This is a genomic window from Stenotrophomonas sp. WHRI 8082 (genome assembly GCF_040223995.2).
GTDB lineage: Bacteria > Pseudomonadota > Gammaproteobacteria > Xanthomonadales > Xanthomonadaceae > Stenotrophomonas.
Genome location: NZ_CP167826.1, coordinates 880,067 through 898,142 on the forward strand (window position 1 = coordinate 880,067; position 18,076 = coordinate 898,142).

Below are 18,076 nucleotides of genomic sequence, written 5' to 3' on the forward strand. Positions count from 1 at the left end.
GCGTGGCCTGCACGGGTGGGTCGGGCGCTGACTACGCCCCGCTGCGTGGAGCGAACATGATCACGGCCATGCCGGCCAGGCACAGCGACACGCCCAGCACGTCCCACCGACCGGGACGAATGCCGTCGACCAGCCAAAGCCAGAGCAGCGCCGTGCCCACATACACGCCACCGTAGGCCGCATAGATGCGCCCACTGGCATCGGGATGCAGGGTCAGCAGCCAGGCGAACAATGCCAGGCTGGCCGCGGCCGGCAGCAGCAGCCACGCGCTGCCATCACGACGCAGCCACAGCCACGGCAGGTAACAGCCGATGATCTCGGCCAGCGCCGTGATCAGGAACAGCCCAAAGGTCTTCACGACGCGGCTTCGTCCGCCTTCGCGCGTTGCCAGAGTGCTTCCTGCGCCTGCAGGTCCAGGTCCGCCATGCGCTCGCCCGCAGCGTCGGCGTAGCCTTCCATCGCCCGGAATCGACGTTCGAACTTGTGGTTCGCACCGCGCAGTGCACTGCCCACGTCGACATCGGCCTGCCGGGCCAGTTTCGCGCAGACGAACAGCAGGTCGCCCAGCTCTTCCTGCAGCCGCGCCTTGTTGCCGGCGATGTCACCCCGCTCGAACTCCGCGCGCAGCTCCTGCAGTTCCTCCGCCGCCTTGTCCAGCACCGGCAGGGGACCGGACCAGTCGAATCCCACCTTGGCGGCGCGCGACTGCAGCTTCAGTGCGCGCTGCCATTCCGGCAGCCCACGCGAGATACCTGCCAGCGCCGAGCGATCCGTTTCGCCCTTGGCCGCACGCTCTTCCCGCTTGATGGCGTCCCAGTTGCGCAGCACATGGGCGGCATCGTCCACGCTGGCATCGGCGAAGATATGCGGATGGCGGCGGACCATCTTTTCATTGATGGAGCGGGCAACGTCGGCAAAGGCGAACGCGCCCTGCTCTTCCGCCATCCGGGCATGGAACACGACCTGCAGCAGCAGGTCCCCAAGCTCGTCACACAGATCATCCAGGTCACCGCGATCAATCGCATCGGCGACTTCGTACGCCTCTTCGATGGTGTACGGGGCGATGGTGGAAAAGTCCTGTTCAAGATCCCACGGACAGCCACCGTCCGGATCGCGCAGGCGCGCCATGATCGCCAGCAAGCGGCCCAGTTCGGTTGCTGCGTCGGTCGCGCTCATTCGGTATTCCCGTTGCTGTCGTCGAGCCAACCGCGCCAGGGCAACGCAGGATCACCCAGTGCCATGAAGTCACCGTTGAGCAGGCTCTCGCGGCGGTTGTAGCGGAATGGTTTACCGGTGCTCGCCGACAGCACGGCGCCGCCGGCGGCATGCAGGACACACTGGCCCGCGGCGGTATCCCATTCACTGGTGGGTCCCAACCGCGGATAGACATCCAGATCGCCCTCGGCGATCCGGCAGAACTTCAGCGAAGACCCTTGTGCCACGGTCTCGATGTCGCCCATCCGCTGCAGCAGCGCCTCGGTGCGCGCGGACCGGTGTGAACGACTGGCGGCAACGCGCAGCGGGGCATGGGCGGGCGCGCGCGTGCGCAGCACCGTGTCATGCACGCCCTGCCGTCGATACGCCTGCTCACCCCGCATCGCGTGCCACACCAGGCCGGTTACCGGTGCCAGTACCACCCCGAAGGTCGGTGCCCCCTGGTAGACGAGCGCGATGTTCACACTGAACTCGCCATTGCGCTTGATGAACTCACGGGTGCCGTCCAAGGGGTCGACCAGCCAGTACGCGCCCCAGTGGCGTCGCGTCTCCCAGTCGGCGGCAACGGACTCCTCCGACAGCACGGGCAGGTCCGGCGTCAGCCGCAGCAGCCCACTGACGATGCGGTCGTTGGCCGCCAGGTCCGCCGTGGTTACCGGGCTGTCGTCATCCTTCAGGCTGACGTCGAACCCGGTGGCATACACCTGCATGATGGCCGCCGCCGCATCCTGGGCGATGGCGATGACGGTTTCGCGCAGGTCGGTCGTAATGCGTACGTGGGTCACGGCAGCAGGCGCCCGCGACACCGTGACGCGGCGGCATGCCGGCTCATGCGCGACCTTGCAGCCACTGCCGCGCGATGAACAGCGCCGCCAGCGAACGGCCTTCTGAGAAATCCTCGCGCAGCATCAGCTGATCGAGTTCGGCAAGCTTCCACGGCACGACTTCCAGCTCTTCGGGTTCATCGCCCTGCAGTTTCTCCGGATAAAGATCGCGTGCCACGACGAGCCATGACTGATGGCTCATGTACGTAGGGGCCAGCGTCATCGCGCGCAGTACGTCCACGCGCCGCGCGCCATAACCGGCTTCTTCCTTCAGCTCGCGATCGGCTGCCTGTTCCGGCGTCTCGCCGGCGTCGATCCGTCCCTTCACCAGGCCCAGTTCGTAGCGGTGCATGCCCGCGGCGTACTCCCGCACCAGCAGTACGGTGTCCTCGTCCAGCATCGGCACCACTACGACGGCGCCGTGGCCACGGCTGACCAGGCGCTCGAATCGCCGCTGTTCGCCATTGGAGAACTCCAGGTCCAGATGCTGGCGCTGGAAGGGCCCGTTTTCCTCGTCGATGATCCGATGGATGATGGGCAGCCGACGGCTCATGCGGAATGCCCCGCGCGGGCCGATAGAATGGACGAAGGCAGCAACATGTTCATGAGCTCACGATGCTAGCAGAGACGCAGCCCTCCCCGCAGGGCAACCCGTTCGAAAACCCGTTGTTCCATGACCGCGGTGCGTGGCCTGCGCGCCGCAAGGAGACCTGTGCATGCGTGTGACCCGCTGCCCGGTGCCGCTTGCACTGCAGGCGGGCCAGACATTTTCACTGCCTGAAGAGACCGCCAACCACCTGGTGCGCGTGCTGCGCCTGCGCGAGGGCGATGGTTGCGTGCTCTTCAATGGGGACGGCCACGATTACCACGCCACCCTGGTCACGGTGGGCAAGCGCGATGCGCAGGTACGGATCGACCGGGCCAGCCGGTTGGACAACGAATCCCCCCTGCCCCTCACCCTGCTGCAGGGCGTAGCGCGTGGCGAGAAGATGGATCTGATCCTGCAGAAGGCAACGGAACTGGGGGTGGCCGCCGTGATCCCGGTCAATGCCGAACGGACCGAGGTCAAACTGGATGGCGCGCGCGCAGAAAAGCGGGTCGCGCACTGGAACAGCGTGGTGCAGTCGGCGTGCGGCCAGTCCGGACGCGCGCGGATTCCGCAGGTCGGCGCTCCGTTGTCGTTGGCGGCCGCCGTCGCGACGCTGCCCGAAGACACGCTGCGGCTGACTCTGGATCCCTTGGGCAGCCATCGCCTGTCCACTCTGCACGCGGCCCCGCCCGGCGGCATCGTCGTGGCCATCGGCCCGGAAGGCGGCTGGTCGCCACGTGACCGCGACCTGCTCGCCACGGTCGGCTTCCAGGGGTTGCAGCTGGGGCCTCGCATCCTGCGCACGGAAACGGCAGGCCTCGCGGCGATTGCCGCGCTGCAGGCACGCCTGGGTGACCTCGGCTGACGGGTAGCGCCGAGCCACGCTCGGCGAGCGCGGAGCGCGGAGCGCGGAGCGCGGGCAGTTCACCCTGCGCCAGCTCGCGGACGCCATCCGCCGAGCGTGGCTCGGCGCTACGGATATCTCACGGTGACGGGACGCCGTCTTCTGACGGTAGCGCCGAGCCGTGCTCGGCGAGCGCGAAGCGCGGGCAGTTCAGTGCAGTGAATCCAGCGCCCTTTCCAGCGCATCCAGGTTCGGCAGCAGTGCGCTCTGCTCGCCCAAGAGCACGCGCATGTGCACGCTGTCGGGCAGGTTCTCTTCCGATGCGTCTGCCAGCAGACCGTCACGCGGCACCGAGATCAACTGCGGAAAGCCCTGGGTCAGCACCGCGTAATACGGCCGCTCTGCGTTGCCAGCCAGCGATTTCAACACCACCACCTTGTTGTTGCTGCCCACGCTTTCTTCGCCCAAGCCGGACAAGCGGGCAAAGGACACCAGCGGTATGTCCCAGCCGTGCCAGGCCAGCCGACCCAGCAGCCAGTGCGGGCCGTCCGCCGTCGGCTCGACCTGCACCTTGGCCATCATTTCAGCGACGGTCGCATTCGGCAGCAGCACGCGCTCGGGTCCGGACTGGATGAGGACACCGCGGATTTCATCATTATTGGCATGGCTCACGACGGCTCTCCTTGCTCAGGCAGTTCCCAGCGCGCACTGATTGCCTGCGCCAGCTCCTGGGGTTCGCCGGCGAACATGCCGGCAGCGACCACCGCGGTTGCGGCAGCCGGGTCATAGCATCCCTCACCGACCTGACCGCCGACCCACGCACCGGCTTCGGCGAGGGTGAGCGCCGGGTCGACCTGGGACAGATCGGCACCGCTGAGCAGGATCACCGCACTGTGCGCGGGCGGCAACGCGGCCAGGTCCAGACCCTGCGTGCTGCCGAGGAAATACAACCCGCCATCCCGCAGGGCGGCGGCCGTATCATCGGACAGGATGTACACCTGCCCCTCGACGACGTCGGCACCGATTTCAGCCAGCTCGACCGGCAGCGGAGAGACGCGTGCCATCTGCTTCACCAGGTTGCCGTAGCGCGCGCCATCCAGCGGCATGCGGACCAGAAGGGGCACGTCGAGGCGGGCTGGTAGCGCGGCCAGCAGGCGACGCAGCGCATCGGGGCCGCCAATACCGGCCAGTACCACCACCGCGCCCTTGGCACCGCGACGTGGGCCGGCCGCTTCGTCCATCTCGACCAGTGACAGTCGATCCGAATCAAACGCCGGCAGGGGCGGCGGTCCCACGTCCACGCGTGCGGCGGGGGCAAAGGATGCCTCGTCGTCCAGCAACGACCAGCTTCCGTGATCGAGCGGCACCGACGGCAGCACGGGGCTGCTGATGGCGTCCGGCTCGTGGCGATCGGTTGTCTGCTCGACGTCCCGCTCGGTCACCTGCGATGGCTGCCAAGGGCCCGGGGGCTCGTACAGACTGTCGCCCGCCAGCAGGTCGGCCGCGTCGACGGCTTCATCCACATGGAACGCCAGCGGTGCGTTGGCATGCAACTGCTCGGGGGTGTCCGGCAGGCCAGGTTCCGGCACGAGCTCTTCTTCAACTTCCGCACCCGGTGGCAGCACCTGGCGGTGGCCATGCAGCTTGGCTGCCAGATGGCGTGCCCAGCGCTGGGTTTCCCACCCTTCCCGGCGTGCCGCCAGTTCGGCCTCGTCGAACACCAGTGTGAAATCAGGCGAAGACAGCACCGCATCGAGGCGTTCCAATGCGTCCTCCACGGCAGGCTCCAACGCGATCACCACCGCCTGCGGCGCAACCGCAAGCAGCGCGGCCGGGTCCAGCACGTTGGGATCCTCTTCCAGCACCAGCGCTACATCGGCCTGCACGAGTGCTTCACGCAGGCGGTCGCGCGCGGCACCCTCCCTGGCCAGCAGTGCAACGGCCGGCGGCGGCATTACGTCATTCACGGACACGGGCGATCCCCAGCAGGTCGTACACGTTACGCATCAGGTCAAGCTCTTGGTAGGGCTTGCCCAGGTAACGCTGCACGCCGATTTCGAAGGCGCGCTGGCGATGCTTTTCGCCACTGCGCGAAGTGATCATCACAATGGGCACGTCGCGATAGCGCGGGTCGGCACGCATGGCCGTGGCCAGTTCATAACCATCCATGCGCGGCATCTCGATATCCAGCAGCATCAGGTCGGGCACACGTTCTTCCAGTAGCTCCAGCGCCTCCACGCCGTCGCGGGCAACGCTGACATCGAAGTTGTGGCGTTCCAGGATGCGCCCGGTGACCTTGCGCATGGTGAGTGAATCGTCCACCACCATCACCAGCGGCACCTGCCGCTGCAGTTCCTGTTCGGCAACCAGCAGCGGACGCTGCGGGTTGGCGACGAAGCGGCGCACCAGCGGGGCCACGTCCAGGATCACCACCACGCGGCCATCGCCGGTGATGGTGGCGCCGTAGATTCCCGGAACCGACGCAATCTGCAGGCCGACCGGCTTGACCACGATTTCGCGGTTGCCGAGCACCTGGTCGATCGCCACCGCCGCGCGCAGGTCGCCTGCGCGGACCAGCAGCAGCGGCACCTGCGCCTGGCCCTCGGCACGCGCCGGCGCCTGGCCGATCAGGCTGCCGAGATCGTGCAGCGTGTACTCCTCGCCACTGTAGCGGTAGGTGCTGTCGCCCGCTTCGAAGCGTTCGCGTGAGATGCGACCGATACCGCTGACCGATGCCACCGGCACGGCGTAGGTGGTCTCGCCGATCTGCACCAGCACCGCCTGGGTCACCGCCAGCGTCTGCGGCAGGCGCAACGTGAAGCGCGCGCCCTGGCCACGGACCGAGTGGATTTCCACGCTGCCACCCAACTGGCGCACTTCGTTGCGCACCACGTCCATGCCTACGCCGCGTCCGGACAACTGGCTCAACTGGTCGGCGGTGCTGAAGCCGGCGGCGAAGATCAGGTTGTCCAGCTCGTTGTCCGCCAGCACCGCCTCGGCCTGGATCAGCCCGCGTTCCAACGCACGACGACGGATCGCCTCGCGGTCCAGCCCGGCGCCATCATCCGACACGTCGAGCACGATTTCCGAGCCTTCGCGGTGCAGACGCAGGGTGATCTCACCCTCTTCCTGCTTGCCGGCGGCGCGGCGCTGCTCGGCCGTTTCCAGACCGTGCGCCACCGAGTTGCGCAGCATGTGTTCCAGCGGCGCCACCATCCGGTCGAGCACGTTGCGATCGAGTTCGCCATGCGTGCCTTCCAGGGTGAGGTGGACCTGCTTGCCGGTATCCACCCCTGCCTGGCGAACCACCCGGCGCAGACGCGGCACCAGGCCATCGAAGGGCACCATGCGTGCGCGCATCAAGCCATCCTGCAGCTCCGAACTGACGCGCGACTGCTGCTGCAGCAAGGTGTCGTACTGCCGCGACAGGTCGTCCAGCACACCCTGCAGCCCGCCCAGATCGGCCGCCGATTCGTTCAGTGCACGGCTCAGCTGCTGCAGCGTGGAGAAGCGGTCGAGTTCCAGCGGATCGAACGTGTGGTCTGCCTGCTCCTGCTCACGCTGGTAGCGCGCCACGATCTGCGCTTCGGTCTCCAGATCAAGACGACGCAACTGATCACGGAGTCGGGCATTGGTACGTTCAAGCTCGCCCATGGCGCCGCGGAAGGCACCAAGCTGCTGTTCCAGCCGCGAGCGGTAGATCGCCACTTCACCGGCGTGGTTGACGAGCCGATCAAGCAGGTCGGCGCGCACGCGCACCTGCTCCTGCTGCGGTCGTGCGCCACCCTCTTCTTCGCCACCGCCATCCAGCGGCAGGGGTGCTGACAACGGCAGGCTGGCGATGAGGTCAGCGGCGGTCGGCTGCGCAGGTGCGACAGCCGGCTCAGGGGCCGAGCCATCGAGAACGACCTGGCCACGCGTACGTGCGTCGAAGGCGGCCACCAGGTCATCGGCAGCGTCCACGCCGCGATGTGCACCGGTGCGGGTCAGCATCTGGTGCAGGCGATCGAAGCCGCGCTCCAGCAACTGCACATCGGCGTGTCCGATGCTGGTGCGCCCGGCTGCGACAGCCTCCAGCAGCGACTCGATGCCATGCCCCAGATCACCGATGGCGTTGATGCCCGCCATACGTGCACCGCCCTTCAGCGTGTGCAGATCACGTTGCAGGCCAGCCAACGCGTCGCGGTCCTCCGGTTCGGCGCGCAGGTCGCTGATCAGGCCATCGCAATGATCCAGCAGATCCTTGCCTTCTTCGACGAAGATATCGACCAGTTCGCGGTCCAGCACGTTGAAGTCCAGCGCATCGGCAGCCGCCACCTCGTCGTCCTGCCCCGTCTGTTCGTCCGCCACGTCCTCGCCTGCAGGCGCGACGGTCGGGGGCTCCATCTCGAAGTAGGGCTGACGGTCAGCGGAGACCGCTTCTGCTTCTGCTTCTGCTTCTGCTTCTGCTTCTGCTTCTGCTTCTGCTTCTGCTTCTGCTTCTGCTTCTGCTTCTGCTTCTGCTTCTGCTTCTGCTTCTGCTTCGGCTTCGGCTTCTGCTTCGGCTTCGGCTTCGGCTTCGGCTTCTGCTTCGGGCTGCTCGTCTTCCGCCTGTTCGGCGAATGCGGTGGTCTCCAGCGAAGACACGTCGTGGCCTTCTATCGAGAGCAGCGGACTGTCCTCCTCGTCCTCGGCGCCCTCCTCGATGATGTGCAGACCTTCGTCCAGCGCGTCCTGCAGGGCGACGGCATCGCCAAAGGTCGGCGCGGCAGGCAGTTCGTCTTCGGCGTCTTCCTCAGCGTCAGCCGGCGCCTGCTCGGCGTCGGTGATGTCCGCTGCAGCAACTTCGTGCACATCCGGGCCCGCACTGGACGGCAGTGCAGCGTGCGCGGCATCGTCCAGATAGAGCGACAGGTCTTCGGCGCCGGTCAGCTGCACGTCTACGTCTGTTGCACTGACCGGCTCGGCCACGTCTTCGAGCGATTCGACAGCGTCGACAGAGGCGGCGTCGGCCGCATCCCGCAGTGGCGCATCGTCTACGTTGGATGCTGCTTCGAAGAAGCGCGACAGATCGGTGGCACCGGTCAATTCGATCGGCGGATCCACGACGGGAGCAGAGAGGTCGACCGGCACAGCGTCCTGCCCGACTGCCTCGTCTGGCGTCCACTCCGCGGCTTCGTCACCGTCGATCAACCGCAGCTCGCCCTCCTCGACCATGGATTCGGCCAGGGCCTCGAGGTCCGCATCGCCGTCCGTCGGGTCGGTCGGCGCCAGGCCAGCGTCGGCCTCGACCGGTCCGTCCACCTGCGTATCGGCAGTGTCGGCAGTGTCGGCAGTGTCGGCAGTGTCGGCAGTGTCGGCATGCTGCCACGGCGCGACAGGTGCTTCCTCCTCCCCAGTGGCTTCGAGGGCCTCAACATGCTCGTCCACGTCGGCAAGGTCGTCGATGTCTTCGAACCCGTCGGCGACGGGCCAGCGTGCTTCCGGCAGCGTCGCGGCCAAGGCCTGCAGACGCTCGGCAAGCGCGTGCTGCAGCGGCACCCGGGGGGCGTCGGCCTGCAGGGCACGCATGGTGACGTCCACTGCCTGCGCGGTCGCCGCCAGTGCATCCACCGCATCCGCGGTAGGCACTTCGCCAGCGGCCAGGGCGCGCTTGATGTAAGTTTCGGCTGCACCGGTGACCGTGGTGATTTCCGGCACATCGGTCATCGCAAATGCACCATTCATGGTGTGCACTGCGCGCAGCAAGGGATCGTTGACCGGCTGCGGTTCGCTATCAGAGGCTTCCAGCCAGCCGTGCAACGTGGCCATGTGCGCTTCCACCTCGGCCTCGAGGATCTCGCGCAGCACGCTGTCGATGCTGGCAGGCGTTCCGTCCAGTTCCACGGCGACCGGGATCTCGGCGCCGTCAGCGGCGGGTGTGACCGCGTCGTCGGCAGATACCCCGACAGAGGCTTCTTCCACCCTGTCCACCGCGCGGGCAGGCAGCGGCACATGGAAGGTCTCCTCGCCGGCCGCCACGCGATCCGCGATGGACTGCAGCGCCTGCAGGTCCGCGGTGATGAGGTGACCGCCACGCAGCGCTGCGTTGAGTTCCGGCAGCACGCCGAAGGCCTGCTCGACCACCGCCACCACGGCCGGCGATGCCGGCCGCGTGCCATCCAGCACGCGGTTGAGCATGCCTTCGATCTTCCACGCGAACTCACCCAGGGTGCGGGCACCGACCAGTCGGCCGCTGCCCTTCAGCGTGTGGAACACGCGGCGGATCGGCCGCAGCCGGTCCATGTTGTCGGGTTGGGCGCGCCATGCCGGCAGCAGATTGCCCAGGTTTTCAAGTTCCTCGTCGAACTCTTCGAGGAAGACATCACGGATGTCCTGATCGATATTCTCGGCGTTCTCGTCGAAACCGCCCTGCAGCCCCGTGATGACCGGTGCCGCGGGTACCTCGTCCACCACCGGCACGGCCGGCGATCCGAACGCGGGATTGAAGGCCGCCGCTTCAGCCGCGAGCTCGGCAAGAAAGCGCGCATCCGCCTCGGCGAAGTCGCTGGCACTGGCACTGGTAGCGTCGTCGTCGGCGGCGCCAATGGACGGCGGATCGGCGTCCGGCACGTTGTCCATCGCAAGGCCATCGGCGTTGAACGTGATGACATCCGCTTCCACGGCATCCAGCGACAGCACGTCATCGGCGCGACTGAGCTCGCCGTCGTCGAAGCGGAAGCTCACCGGAACCGCAAACGCATCGTCTGCATCGCCTTCGGCCAGCACCGGATCGAACACGCCGCCCTCGAAGCTGATCAGCGTGTCGTCGGCTGCGCCGGCGGGTACGGAAACGGCATGTTCAAGATCTGCAGCCGCCATGTCGAGTGAACCATCCACCTGCGGGGTCGGTTCGATGGACCAGGCGGACGGATCCGGCGCATCTTCGGCCGATACCGGGTCGAAGCTGGCGAAGGTCGGTGTAGGGTCCGACGTCTGCTCGACCTGGAAGCTGCCGAGCTCCCACGCGGGGACCTCGGGCGGCGCGGCGGTTGTGGCGGCGAACAGCAGCGTCGGTTCGGACGACGGCGCGTGGATGTCGTCTTCTGCGATGTCCTGATCACGCGCGGTGGGCGGTGCGTCGAACACGAGATCCGGCAACGGCGGAGGCCCCTGCGGCGACACGGCCGCCAACGGGCGCGTGTCGAATTCCGGCACGTCCAACGGCGGCGGCAGGATGGACTCGCGTTCTACCGGCTGCACCGGCTCGCTGGCTACGGCCTCGGCCGCGATGGCATCGGCCACCGGCAGCGGCCAGTAACGCAGGCTTTCCAGGCTGCTGCGGGTGATGTCCAGAATGTTCTCGCGCCCCGGACGGCGGTCGCGCAGCGCTTCAAGGTAGTACTCCAGGCTGGCCATCGCATCGGCCAGCGTGTCCAGCTGGCGACCGCTGGGCACACGCTGGCGCTCCACCAGCTCTGCCTTGATGTACAGCTGCACGCCCTTCAGGTAATCCGCCGGCACCTGCAGGTCCAGCATGCGCAGCGCGCCGCCGACCTCGCCCAGCAGGCGTGGCACGTCCTGCAGTTCGGCGTGGTTCCAGTTTGTCTCGATGAAGGCGACGAAGTGCTCGCGGGCCACGGTGAAATTGGCGATGGCTTCGTGGGCCAGAACCTCCAGCGTGCGGCGGGTCTCTGCGGCGGACGGATCGTCCTCGCCGGTTCCCGCTGCGCCCAGATGGGCGACCTGGTCATCCAGCGACGCATCGACGTAAAGCAGCGCACCGGCGACATCGAGCAGCATGCCCTCATCGATTGCCTGATTGCCTTCCACCACCGCGCTCAGCGCGTCACGCTGCTGCACCACCACGTTGCGTGCCACATCCAGGCCCATCATGGCCAGCGTGTCACCCACCGCCGTCAGCTCACGTACCTGCTGGTGCAGCTGTTCGGGCTGCCCGCCCGTGCGCAGGTGCAGGTCAAGGGCATCCTTGATGCGCAGCAGTTCTTCCTTCACCGCGCTGCCGACGGTATCCAGCAGTTCACGGTTGCGTCCGCTCAGGCTGCCCCGTGCGTGGTCCAGTTCGGCTTCGCTGGCACTGACGCTGTCGGGCGCGAAGGCCAGCAGCACGCTTTCGTTGATGCCGGCCACGCCGCGCGCGGCTCGGATCTCATTGAGCAGCGGCAGCAGCACGATGGGGATATCGCGATGGCCATTCTGCAGGCGCTCCAGATAGTCGGGAAGCAGCACGCTGCCACGCATCAGCGTCGCGCAGGATTCATCACGCTCGGCCACCTCGCCGGTGCCGATCGCCAGCGCGAGCTGCTCCAGCTCTTCGGCCACCATCGCCGGGGCGTACAGCTCCACCATCCGCAGGGTGCCCTGCACCTGGTGCAGGTAGCCGGCGCACAGGCGCATGCGGCTGCCATCGGCGGGGGCCTCGACGAAGTACTCGACCTCATTGCGCACTTGGCGCAGGGTCTCGTCCAGCTCAGGTTTCACCCAGCCGAGGGCGGCGTGGCTCATTGCGTCACGCAGGCTGCTCATGGGCGGGCTCCGGTCGCCAGTACGACCCTGCACACGCGGGCAGGACGTTCAATGTGGCGGATGTCATGTCGATGCTTCATCAGGTGATCCTTGCTTCTCCGCGCCACACCGCTTACGCGGGCAGCTTGAAGTCGGCGACCGAGCGGCGAAGGTCGGCGGCCAGCTGTGCCAGGTGGCCGATCGATTCGGCGGTCTGCCCCGCACCCTGCGATGTCTGGCCGGTGATCTGCCGGATCACGCCCATGGTCTGGGTGATGTCCGATGCAGCCGACGACTGCTGCTGGGCGGCGACGGAGATGTTCTTGATCAGGTTGTTCAGCGCATTGGAAACGCGCTCGATCTCGGTCAGTGCAGTACCGGCGTCTTCCGCCAGGCGGGCACCGGACACCACTTCGGCCGTGGTCTGCTCCATCGACGTAACCGCTTCGTTGGTATCGGCCTGAATGGCCTGTACCAGGCCCTCGATCCGACGCGTCGCACCGGACGTACGTTCTGCCAGGCGCTGCACTTCGTCGGCCACCACGGCAAAGCCACGGCCGGCCTCGCCTGCCGAAGCCGCCTGCACCGCGGCGTTCAGTGCCAGGATGTTGGTCTGCTCGGAAATGTCGTTGATGAGTTCCACGATCGAGCCGATCTCCTGCGAGGACTCGCCCAGGCGCTTGATGCGCTTCGACGTTTCCTGGATCTGGTCACGGATCTGGTCCATGCCCTGGATCGTCTCGCGCACCACGCCGGCACCCTCGGCGGCGATCACCACCGAACGCTGTGCCACTTCGGCCGATTCAGACGAGTTGCGCGACACCTGTTCGATGCTTGCTGCGATTTCGCCGATGCGGTCCGACGCGTTGGTGATCTGGTTGGCCTGGTGGCCTGCCGCCTCGGCCAGCTGCATCGCCGTGGCCTGCGTTTCCTGGGTGGACAGCGCGACCTTGGCCGAGGTGTCGTTGATGGTGGTCACCAGATGGCGCAGTTCGTCCACGGCATAGTTGATGGCGTCGGCGATGGCGCCGGTCATGTCTTCGGTGACCGATGCCTTCACCGTCAGATCGCCTTCACCAAGCGAACTGATTTCATCCAGCAGCCGCATGATGGCCTGCTGGTTGCGGCTGTTGAATTCCACCTGGGTCTGGTATCGCAGCTCCTGCTCGCGCGAGCGGCCGCGCACCGAGGTGCTGACGAAGCCGATGATCGCGATCAGCGACAGGACACCGGAGACCACGCCGATCCAGAAATTGGGGAACAGGCGGGTATCGCTGACCGAGCCGAACGAGGAGAACGCATTGAAGAGCGTCTTGCTGTCGGCCAGCATGTCCGCCGAGCCGGTGGCCAAGCTGGCGGATGCGGCCTGCGCGGCAAACAGCTGGCGCGAACTGGCCAGGATGGCATCGGCGTCGGTCTTCATCGCCGACCACTGCTGCTGCGACTGCTCCAGCGCAGCCAACGCGGCCGCACCGCGCACCGCAACGATGCCAAGTTCGTCATTGCCGTTGCGCAATGCATCCATCACCTGGCTGAAGACCGTGATATCGCGGGCAAGCGCATCACCGGCCGCCGATGCCGATGAGCCCCCGGCCCGGATTTCGGTGATGCGACGGGCCATCGAGCCGGCCACGACGACCTGCTGCAATGCACTGTAGATCTGCGAGGAGGGGGCGCCGGCGGCGCTCATCGCGCGGACGACTTCGTTGAGCTGTGCCTGCAGGCCGGGGATCGCGCCGCTGAAGTTGTTCGCGTTGCCCGCCAACGTCAGCACCGCCGACTCACTGGCGATCAGCTGCGTCGCACTCTTGCCCAGCGGCTGCCAGGTCGCGGCCAGCTTGCTGATCGGCGACGACACGCCCGGCTCATTGCCGTAACGGCCCTGCAGCGTCGACATGTTCTCGTCGATCGCGGTGCGCGTGGCCTTGAACGCGGTGAACGCCTGCGCATTGCCGGCGACCGCATCACGGCCCTGGTTGGCCAACTGCTGGGACAGCACCTGCAGATCGGCTGCCTTGGTGCTGGCGTCGGCCAGACGGCTGCCCTGCCAGGTCGCCACACCGGTGTTCAGGCCGAACAGCGCCATCGCCACCAGCAACAGGATCAACCACGCGTTGGTGCCACCGAGGCGCAGCTTGCTGGCCTTGTTGGAATCCGAAGTAGTACTCATCGTTCGACCTCGATGTTCAATGCAATGCAGAGACGACGTGCCGGTGCCTTCAGGCAGCGGCTTGTCGGAATTCAGGAGTGCGCGACAGCAGCGAGAGCGAGAAAACGCCCCAATCGTGCCCGTCGGCCTGGAATGCGCGGTCGACGAAGTGGCCGTAGCGGCCTTCGGCCAAGCCACCAACCGATACTTCCTGGTCCAGCTCAAAGCTGCGCTGGCCGAACAGTTCGTCGATGGTCAGCGCCACGTCACCGCCGGCCTGCCGCATCACCAGCACGCGCTGACCTTCCTGCTGCACGGTGCGGTTGCCTTCCAGGAACAGCTTCAGGTCGATCACCGGAAACAGATTGCCTCGCAGGTTGCCCACGCCCAGCAGCCACGGCTGCGCACAGGGCACCGGCGTCACCGGCGGCATCGGGACGATTTCCACCACTTCGCGGAAATCCGATACCAGCCGACGGTTGCCGACCCGGTAGCCCACGCCACGCCACAGATCCTGCGCGAACTGCCGCTCGGGCAACTGCACGGCATGGGCGAGGCTGCGCCGTTCGTAGGCTTCAAGAATGTCGAAGGGGGAACGCATCAGGACACCAGCTCGTTGATGCGGGCGATCAGGTCTTCTTCGCGCGGCGGCTTGACCATGTAGTCACGCGCACCCTGGCGAAGGCCCCACGCCTTATCCGTGTCCATCGCCTTGGTGCTGACGATGATGACCGGAATATTCTTGGTCGCCGCGTCGCGGGCCAGCGAGCGGGTAGCCTGGAAGCCACTCATGCCCGGCAGCACGACGTCCATCAGGACCAGCTGCGGCATGTGTTCCTTGACCAGCACGATCCCGTCCTCGGCGTTGTCCGCTTGCAGAACTTCGTGCCCGGCCTTGGTCAGCCATTGCGTGAACACCGCCCTGTCGGTCGGTGAGTCCTCGATAAGAACGATTCGAGCCATTTTGCCTTTCCCCCCTGGTCAGGCGTTGACGTATGTGCGGATGGCACCCAGCAGTTCTTCACGCGTAAAGGGCTTGGTCAGGTACTGCTCCGAACCCACGATGCGACCACGCGCCTTGTCGAACAGGCCGTCCTTGGAGGACAGCATGATCACCGGCGTGGACTTGAACAGCTGGTTTCCCTTGATCAGCGCGCAGGTCTGATACCCATCCAGACGCGGCATCATGATGTCCACGAAGATGATCTGCGGCTGCTGGTCGGCGATCTTGGCAAGTGCCTCGAAGCCGTCGGTCGCGGTGACGACCTCGCAGCCTTCCCGTTTCAACAACGTTTCCGCGGTCCGGCGGATCGTCTTCGAATCATCGATGACCATCACCCGGAGTCCTGCGAGCTCCCCGCCCGCAGTCATGTTCTCAGTCATTGCCGTTCCCCATGCGCGGCACTTCGGTCGGTGCCGCTGCGAAGGCGTATCTATATCGCACTTGCGTGACCGCCAGCAAGTTCGGCGATGAATCTTCTGCGCAACCCCCGTCCGGCGGGCCTGCGGCCATCGGCCGCACGCAGCGTTGCGCGCCACGGGGCAGGCAACACCGGGCCGGAGCCGCTACCATCAGCACCTTGCCCCACAGGTGCTCCCATGCCGCTGAACGTCATCGTGGTGATGGATCCCATCGCCCACATCAAGATCGCCAAGGACACGACCTTCGCCATGCTGCTCGAAGCGCAGCGGCGCGGCCATGCCCTGCACTACGTCAAACCCGGCGGCCTCAGCCTGGACAGCGGACGGGCCGTTGCCCGCACGGCGCCCCTGCAGGTCCGCGACGACGCGGCCGACTGGTACACGCTGGGCGAGTTCAGCCTGACCGAATTCGGTCCCGGCCAGGTCGTGCTGATGCGCAAGGATCCGCCGGTCGATGCGGAATTCATCTACGACACGCAGGTGCTGGACGTGGCCGCGACGGCCGGTGCGTTGGTGGTCAACAACCCGCAGGGACTGCGCGACTACAACGAGAAGCTCGCCGCGCTGCTGTTCCCGCAGTGCTGCCCCCCTACCCTGGTCAGCCGGGATGCCAAGGCGTTGAAGGCCTTCGTGCTGGAACACGGGCAGGCCGTGCTTAAGCCGCTGGATGGCATGGGAGGCCGCTCGATCTTCCGCAGCGGCACGGGCGACCCGAACCTCAACGTCATCCTGGAAACGCTGACCGACGGCGACCGCAAGTTGACCCTGGCGCAGAAGTTCATCCCCGACATCACCGCCGGTGACAAGCGCATCCTGCTGGTGGATGGCGAACCGGTGGATTACTGCCTGGCCCGCATTCCGCAGGGCGACGAGTTCCGCGGGAACCTGGCTGCCGGTGGTCGCGGCGAAGGCCGCCCGCTGAGCGAGCGCGACCGCTGGATCGCCGCCCAGGTGGGGCCTGAGATGAAGCGTCGCGGCATGCGCTTCGTCGGCCTGGACGTGATCGGCGATTACCTGACCGAGGTCAACGTGACCAGCCCGACCTGCGTGCGTGAACTGGATGCCCAGTATGGGCTGAACATCGCCGGCACCCTCTTCGATGCCATCGAGGCCAGCCTGCCGTAATGCCCGTGGTCGCGCCCCTGCTCTTGGCGGACCGCTCCGCGCAGCGTCTGGGCACCACCCTGGCGCTGTCGGTGGCGGTGCATGGCGCGCTGCTGCTGGGCGTCGGCTTCGCCGTTCGCGGCGAAGCGCCGCTGGTGCCGACGCTGGATGTGATCTTCAGCCAGACGCGCACCGCGTTGACGCCGAAGCAGGCGGATTTCCTGGCCGCTGCCAGTCAGGTCGGTGGTGGCGAGCACGACAAGGCGCTGCGCCCACGCGACAGCCAGGCCGGAGTGGTGCCACAGGCGCTGCCAGGCAGCAGTCCGGTGCCGCAGCAGCGCCAGGATGCCGCGGCCCCGCCGCCACCGCAGTCGCGTGTGGTCAGCAGCCGCAATGGTGAGCAGCAGGTCGCACAGGCCCAGTCGCAGCCGATGCCGGAGCAGCCACGCCCCGACGCGCCGTTGAACGCACGCGAGCAACGCGATGCCGACATGGCGCGCCTGGCGGCCGAGGTGCACCTGCGTTCGGCGCAGTACGCCAAGCGGCCAAACCGCAAGTTCGTTTCAGCCAGCACCCGCGAGTATGCGTGGGCCACGTATCTGCGCGCCTGGGTGGACCGCGCTGAGCGCGTGGGCAACCTGAACTACCCCGATGACGTGCGCCGTCGTCGCCTTGGCGGGCAGGTCGTGATCACGGTCGGTGTGCGCCGCGATGGCAGCGTGGAAAGCGCGCGCATCCTGAGATCCAGTGGGACGCCGCTGCTGGACGAGACCGCGCTGCGCGTGGTTCGCCTGGCCCAGCCCTTCCCCGCCCTGCCGCAGACGAAGGATGACATCGACATCCTGCAGGTGACGCGTACCTGGGCGTTCCTGCCCGGCGGCGAACTGCGCGACGACTGAGGGTTTATGGAGCCGGGCTGCGCCCGGCACCTGCTTTGAAGCAACGGCAACGGCAACGGCAACGGCAACGGCAACAGCAACGTCAAAAGCCTGCAGGGCTGTGTGCTGGGCGGGGCGGGGTGGGTTGGCGGGGGACGGCAAGGGCCGCATCCATGCGGGCCTCGTTTCGCGCCATCCATGGCGCTCAACGCCCCCGCCAACCCACCCCGCCCCACCCTCGACAGGTCCATGGCGGCCGTGGAACCGTCGGGCATGCCGACATCGGTAGCGCCGACCCATGGTCGGCGGAATGTTCCCGCCAACGGCCCGCTGCGCTCGCCGACCATGGGTCGGCGCTACCACAGGCCGCATTGACCCGTCGGGTGGAGGGAGCCCCTGAGTCAGGGGCGGCCGCGAAGCGGCGGGGTGTGGGTGCTGGTGAGACGGGGCCCGCGGTTTGCGAAGCAAAGCGTGGGAGCGGCAGCGCGAATGCGATGACGTGGACCCCGCCATGGATGGCGCGAAACGAGGCCCGCATGGATGCGGCTCTTGCCGTCCCCCGCCCAG

The 18,076-nt window shown here is 66.9% G+C and carries 14 protein-coding genes; 3 read left to right on the plus strand and 11 right to left on the minus strand.

All coding sequences use genetic code 11. From position 1 onward, the window contains the following. Positions 1 to 31 precede the first annotated feature (31 nt). The 4 genes from ABRP17_RS03850 to nudE are packed head-to-tail and all read right to left on the minus strand — an operon-like array spanning position 32 to position 2,592. Entirely contained in the window at positions 32 to 358 is a 327-nt protein-coding gene (locus ABRP17_RS03850; protein WP_188324694.1) for a YnfA family protein, read from the minus strand. Then, positions 355 to 1,176 (minus strand): nucleoside triphosphate pyrophosphohydrolase, encoded by an 822-nt coding sequence (mazG, locus tag ABRP17_RS03855; protein WP_188324695.1) that lies wholly within the window; start codon positions 1,174 to 1,176, stop codon positions 355 to 357. Before mazG ends, ABRP17_RS03850 begins: the two co-directional genes overlap by 4 nt. Continuing rightward, on the minus strand, positions 1,173 to 2,000 hold the full coding sequence (cysQ, locus tag ABRP17_RS03860; protein WP_188324696.1) for a 3'(2'),5'-bisphosphate nucleotidase CysQ: 828 nt from the start codon (positions 1,998 to 2,000) through the stop codon (positions 1,173 to 1,175). Before cysQ ends, mazG begins: the two co-directional genes overlap by 4 nt. Before the next feature lie 43 nt (positions 2,001 to 2,043). Continuing rightward, on the minus strand, positions 2,044 to 2,592 hold the full coding sequence (gene nudE, locus ABRP17_RS03865; protein WP_349986065.1) for an ADP compounds hydrolase NudE: 549 nt from the start codon (positions 2,590 to 2,592) through the stop codon (positions 2,044 to 2,046). A gap of 163 nt (positions 2,593 to 2,755) precedes the next feature. Between nudE and ABRP17_RS03870 the strand changes: the two genes are divergently transcribed. Beyond that, the gene (locus ABRP17_RS03870; protein ID WP_349986067.1) at positions 2,756 to 3,493 is read left to right on the plus strand and encodes a 16S rRNA (uracil(1498)-N(3))-methyltransferase; all 738 of its coding nucleotides are present in this window, start codon (positions 2,756 to 2,758) and stop codon (positions 3,491 to 3,493) included. A gap of 189 nt (positions 3,494 to 3,682) precedes the next feature. On the opposite strand, the gene ABRP17_RS03875 is transcribed toward ABRP17_RS03870, so the two are convergent. The 7 genes from ABRP17_RS03875 to pilG all read right to left on the minus strand — a co-directional run bounded on the left by ABRP17_RS03875 (position 3,683) and on the right by pilG (position 15,488). Continuing rightward, on the minus strand, positions 3,683 to 4,144 hold the full coding sequence (locus tag ABRP17_RS03875) for a chemotaxis protein CheW (RefSeq protein WP_188324699.1): 462 nt from the start codon (positions 4,142 to 4,144) through the stop codon (positions 3,683 to 3,685). Next, positions 4,141 to 5,445 carry a chemotaxis protein CheB gene (locus tag ABRP17_RS03880; RefSeq protein WP_349986068.1) on the minus strand — a complete coding sequence of 435 codons (1,305 nt, stop codon included), beginning with the start codon at positions 5,443 to 5,445 and terminating at the stop codon, positions 4,141 to 4,143. Before ABRP17_RS03880 ends, ABRP17_RS03875 begins: the two co-directional genes overlap by 4 nt. Then, positions 5,432 to 11,977 (minus strand): Hpt domain-containing protein, encoded by a 6,546-nt coding sequence (locus ABRP17_RS03885; RefSeq protein WP_372486887.1) that lies wholly within the window; start codon positions 11,975 to 11,977, stop codon positions 5,432 to 5,434. The genes ABRP17_RS03880 and ABRP17_RS03885 overlap by 14 nt, the downstream gene beginning before the upstream one ends. A 112-nt stretch (positions 11,978 to 12,089) precedes the next feature. After that, entirely contained in the window at positions 12,090 to 14,126 is a 2,037-nt protein-coding gene (locus ABRP17_RS03890; RefSeq protein WP_188324702.1) for a methyl-accepting chemotaxis protein, read from the minus strand. A gap of 49 nt (positions 14,127 to 14,175) precedes the next feature. Further along, on the minus strand, positions 14,176 to 14,706 hold the full coding sequence (locus ABRP17_RS03895) for a chemotaxis protein CheW (RefSeq protein WP_188324703.1): 531 nt from the start codon (positions 14,704 to 14,706) through the stop codon (positions 14,176 to 14,178). Next, positions 14,706 to 15,068 (minus strand): PleD family two-component system response regulator, encoded by a 363-nt coding sequence (locus tag ABRP17_RS03900; protein ID WP_188324704.1) that lies wholly within the window; start codon positions 15,066 to 15,068, stop codon positions 14,706 to 14,708. The genes ABRP17_RS03895 and ABRP17_RS03900 overlap by 1 nt, the downstream gene beginning before the upstream one ends. An 18-nt stretch (positions 15,069 to 15,086) precedes the next feature. Then, complete coding sequence (gene pilG, locus ABRP17_RS03905) at positions 15,087 to 15,488, minus strand: twitching motility response regulator PilG (RefSeq protein ID WP_042614342.1); 402 nt, start codon at positions 15,486 to 15,488, stop codon at positions 15,087 to 15,089. Positions 15,489 to 15,704: 216 nt separating this feature from the next. Between pilG and gshB the strand changes: the two genes are divergently transcribed. Both gshB and ABRP17_RS03915 read left to right on the plus strand, forming a co-directional pair. Beyond that, positions 15,705 to 16,652 (plus strand): glutathione synthase, encoded by a 948-nt coding sequence (gene gshB, locus ABRP17_RS03910; protein WP_188324705.1) that lies wholly within the window; start codon positions 15,705 to 15,707, stop codon positions 16,650 to 16,652. After that, a complete protein-coding gene (locus tag ABRP17_RS03915) occupies positions 16,652 to 17,530 on the plus strand; it encodes an energy transducer TonB (RefSeq protein WP_192080155.1) in 879 nt (292 codons plus the stop codon). Before gshB ends, ABRP17_RS03915 begins: the two co-directional genes overlap by 1 nt. Positions 17,531 to 18,076 lie beyond the last annotated feature (546 nt).

What these genes read in the sequence shown, in the direction of transcription:
- mazG (WP_188324695.1), bottom strand. Translation starts at nt 1,176, where the DNA reads ATGAGCGCGACCGACGCAGCAACCGAACTGGGCCGCTTGCTGGCGATC.
- nudE (WP_349986065.1), bottom strand. Translation starts at nt 2,592, where the DNA reads ATGAGCCGTCGGCTGCCCATCATCCATCGGATCATCGACGAGGAAAAC.
- ABRP17_RS03870 (WP_349986067.1), top strand. Translation starts at nt 2,756, where the DNA reads ATGCGTGTGACCCGCTGCCCGGTGCCGCTTGCACTGCAGGCGGGCCAG.
- ABRP17_RS03885 (WP_372486887.1), bottom strand. Translation starts at nt 11,977, where the DNA reads ATGAGCAGCCTGCGTGACGCAATGAGCCACGCCGCCCTCGGCTGGGTG.
- ABRP17_RS03890 (WP_188324702.1), bottom strand. Translation starts at nt 14,126, where the DNA reads ATGAGTACTACTTCGGATTCCAACAAGGCCAGCAAGCTGCGCCTCGGT.
- ABRP17_RS03895 (WP_188324703.1), bottom strand. Translation starts at nt 14,706, where the DNA reads ATGCGTTCCCCCTTCGACATTCTTGAAGCCTACGAACGGCGCAGCCTC.
- ABRP17_RS03900 (WP_188324704.1), bottom strand. Translation starts at nt 15,068, where the DNA reads ATGGCTCGAATCGTTCTTATCGAGGACTCACCGACCGACAGGGCGGTG.
- pilG (WP_042614342.1), bottom strand. Translation starts at nt 15,488, where the DNA reads ATGACTGAGAACATGACTGCGGGCGGGGAGCTCGCAGGACTCCGGGTG.
- gshB (WP_188324705.1), top strand. Translation starts at nt 15,705, where the DNA reads ATGCCGCTGAACGTCATCGTGGTGATGGATCCCATCGCCCACATCAAG.
- ABRP17_RS03915 (WP_192080155.1), top strand. Translation starts at nt 16,652, where the DNA reads ATGCCCGTGGTCGCGCCCCTGCTCTTGGCGGACCGCTCCGCGCAGCGT.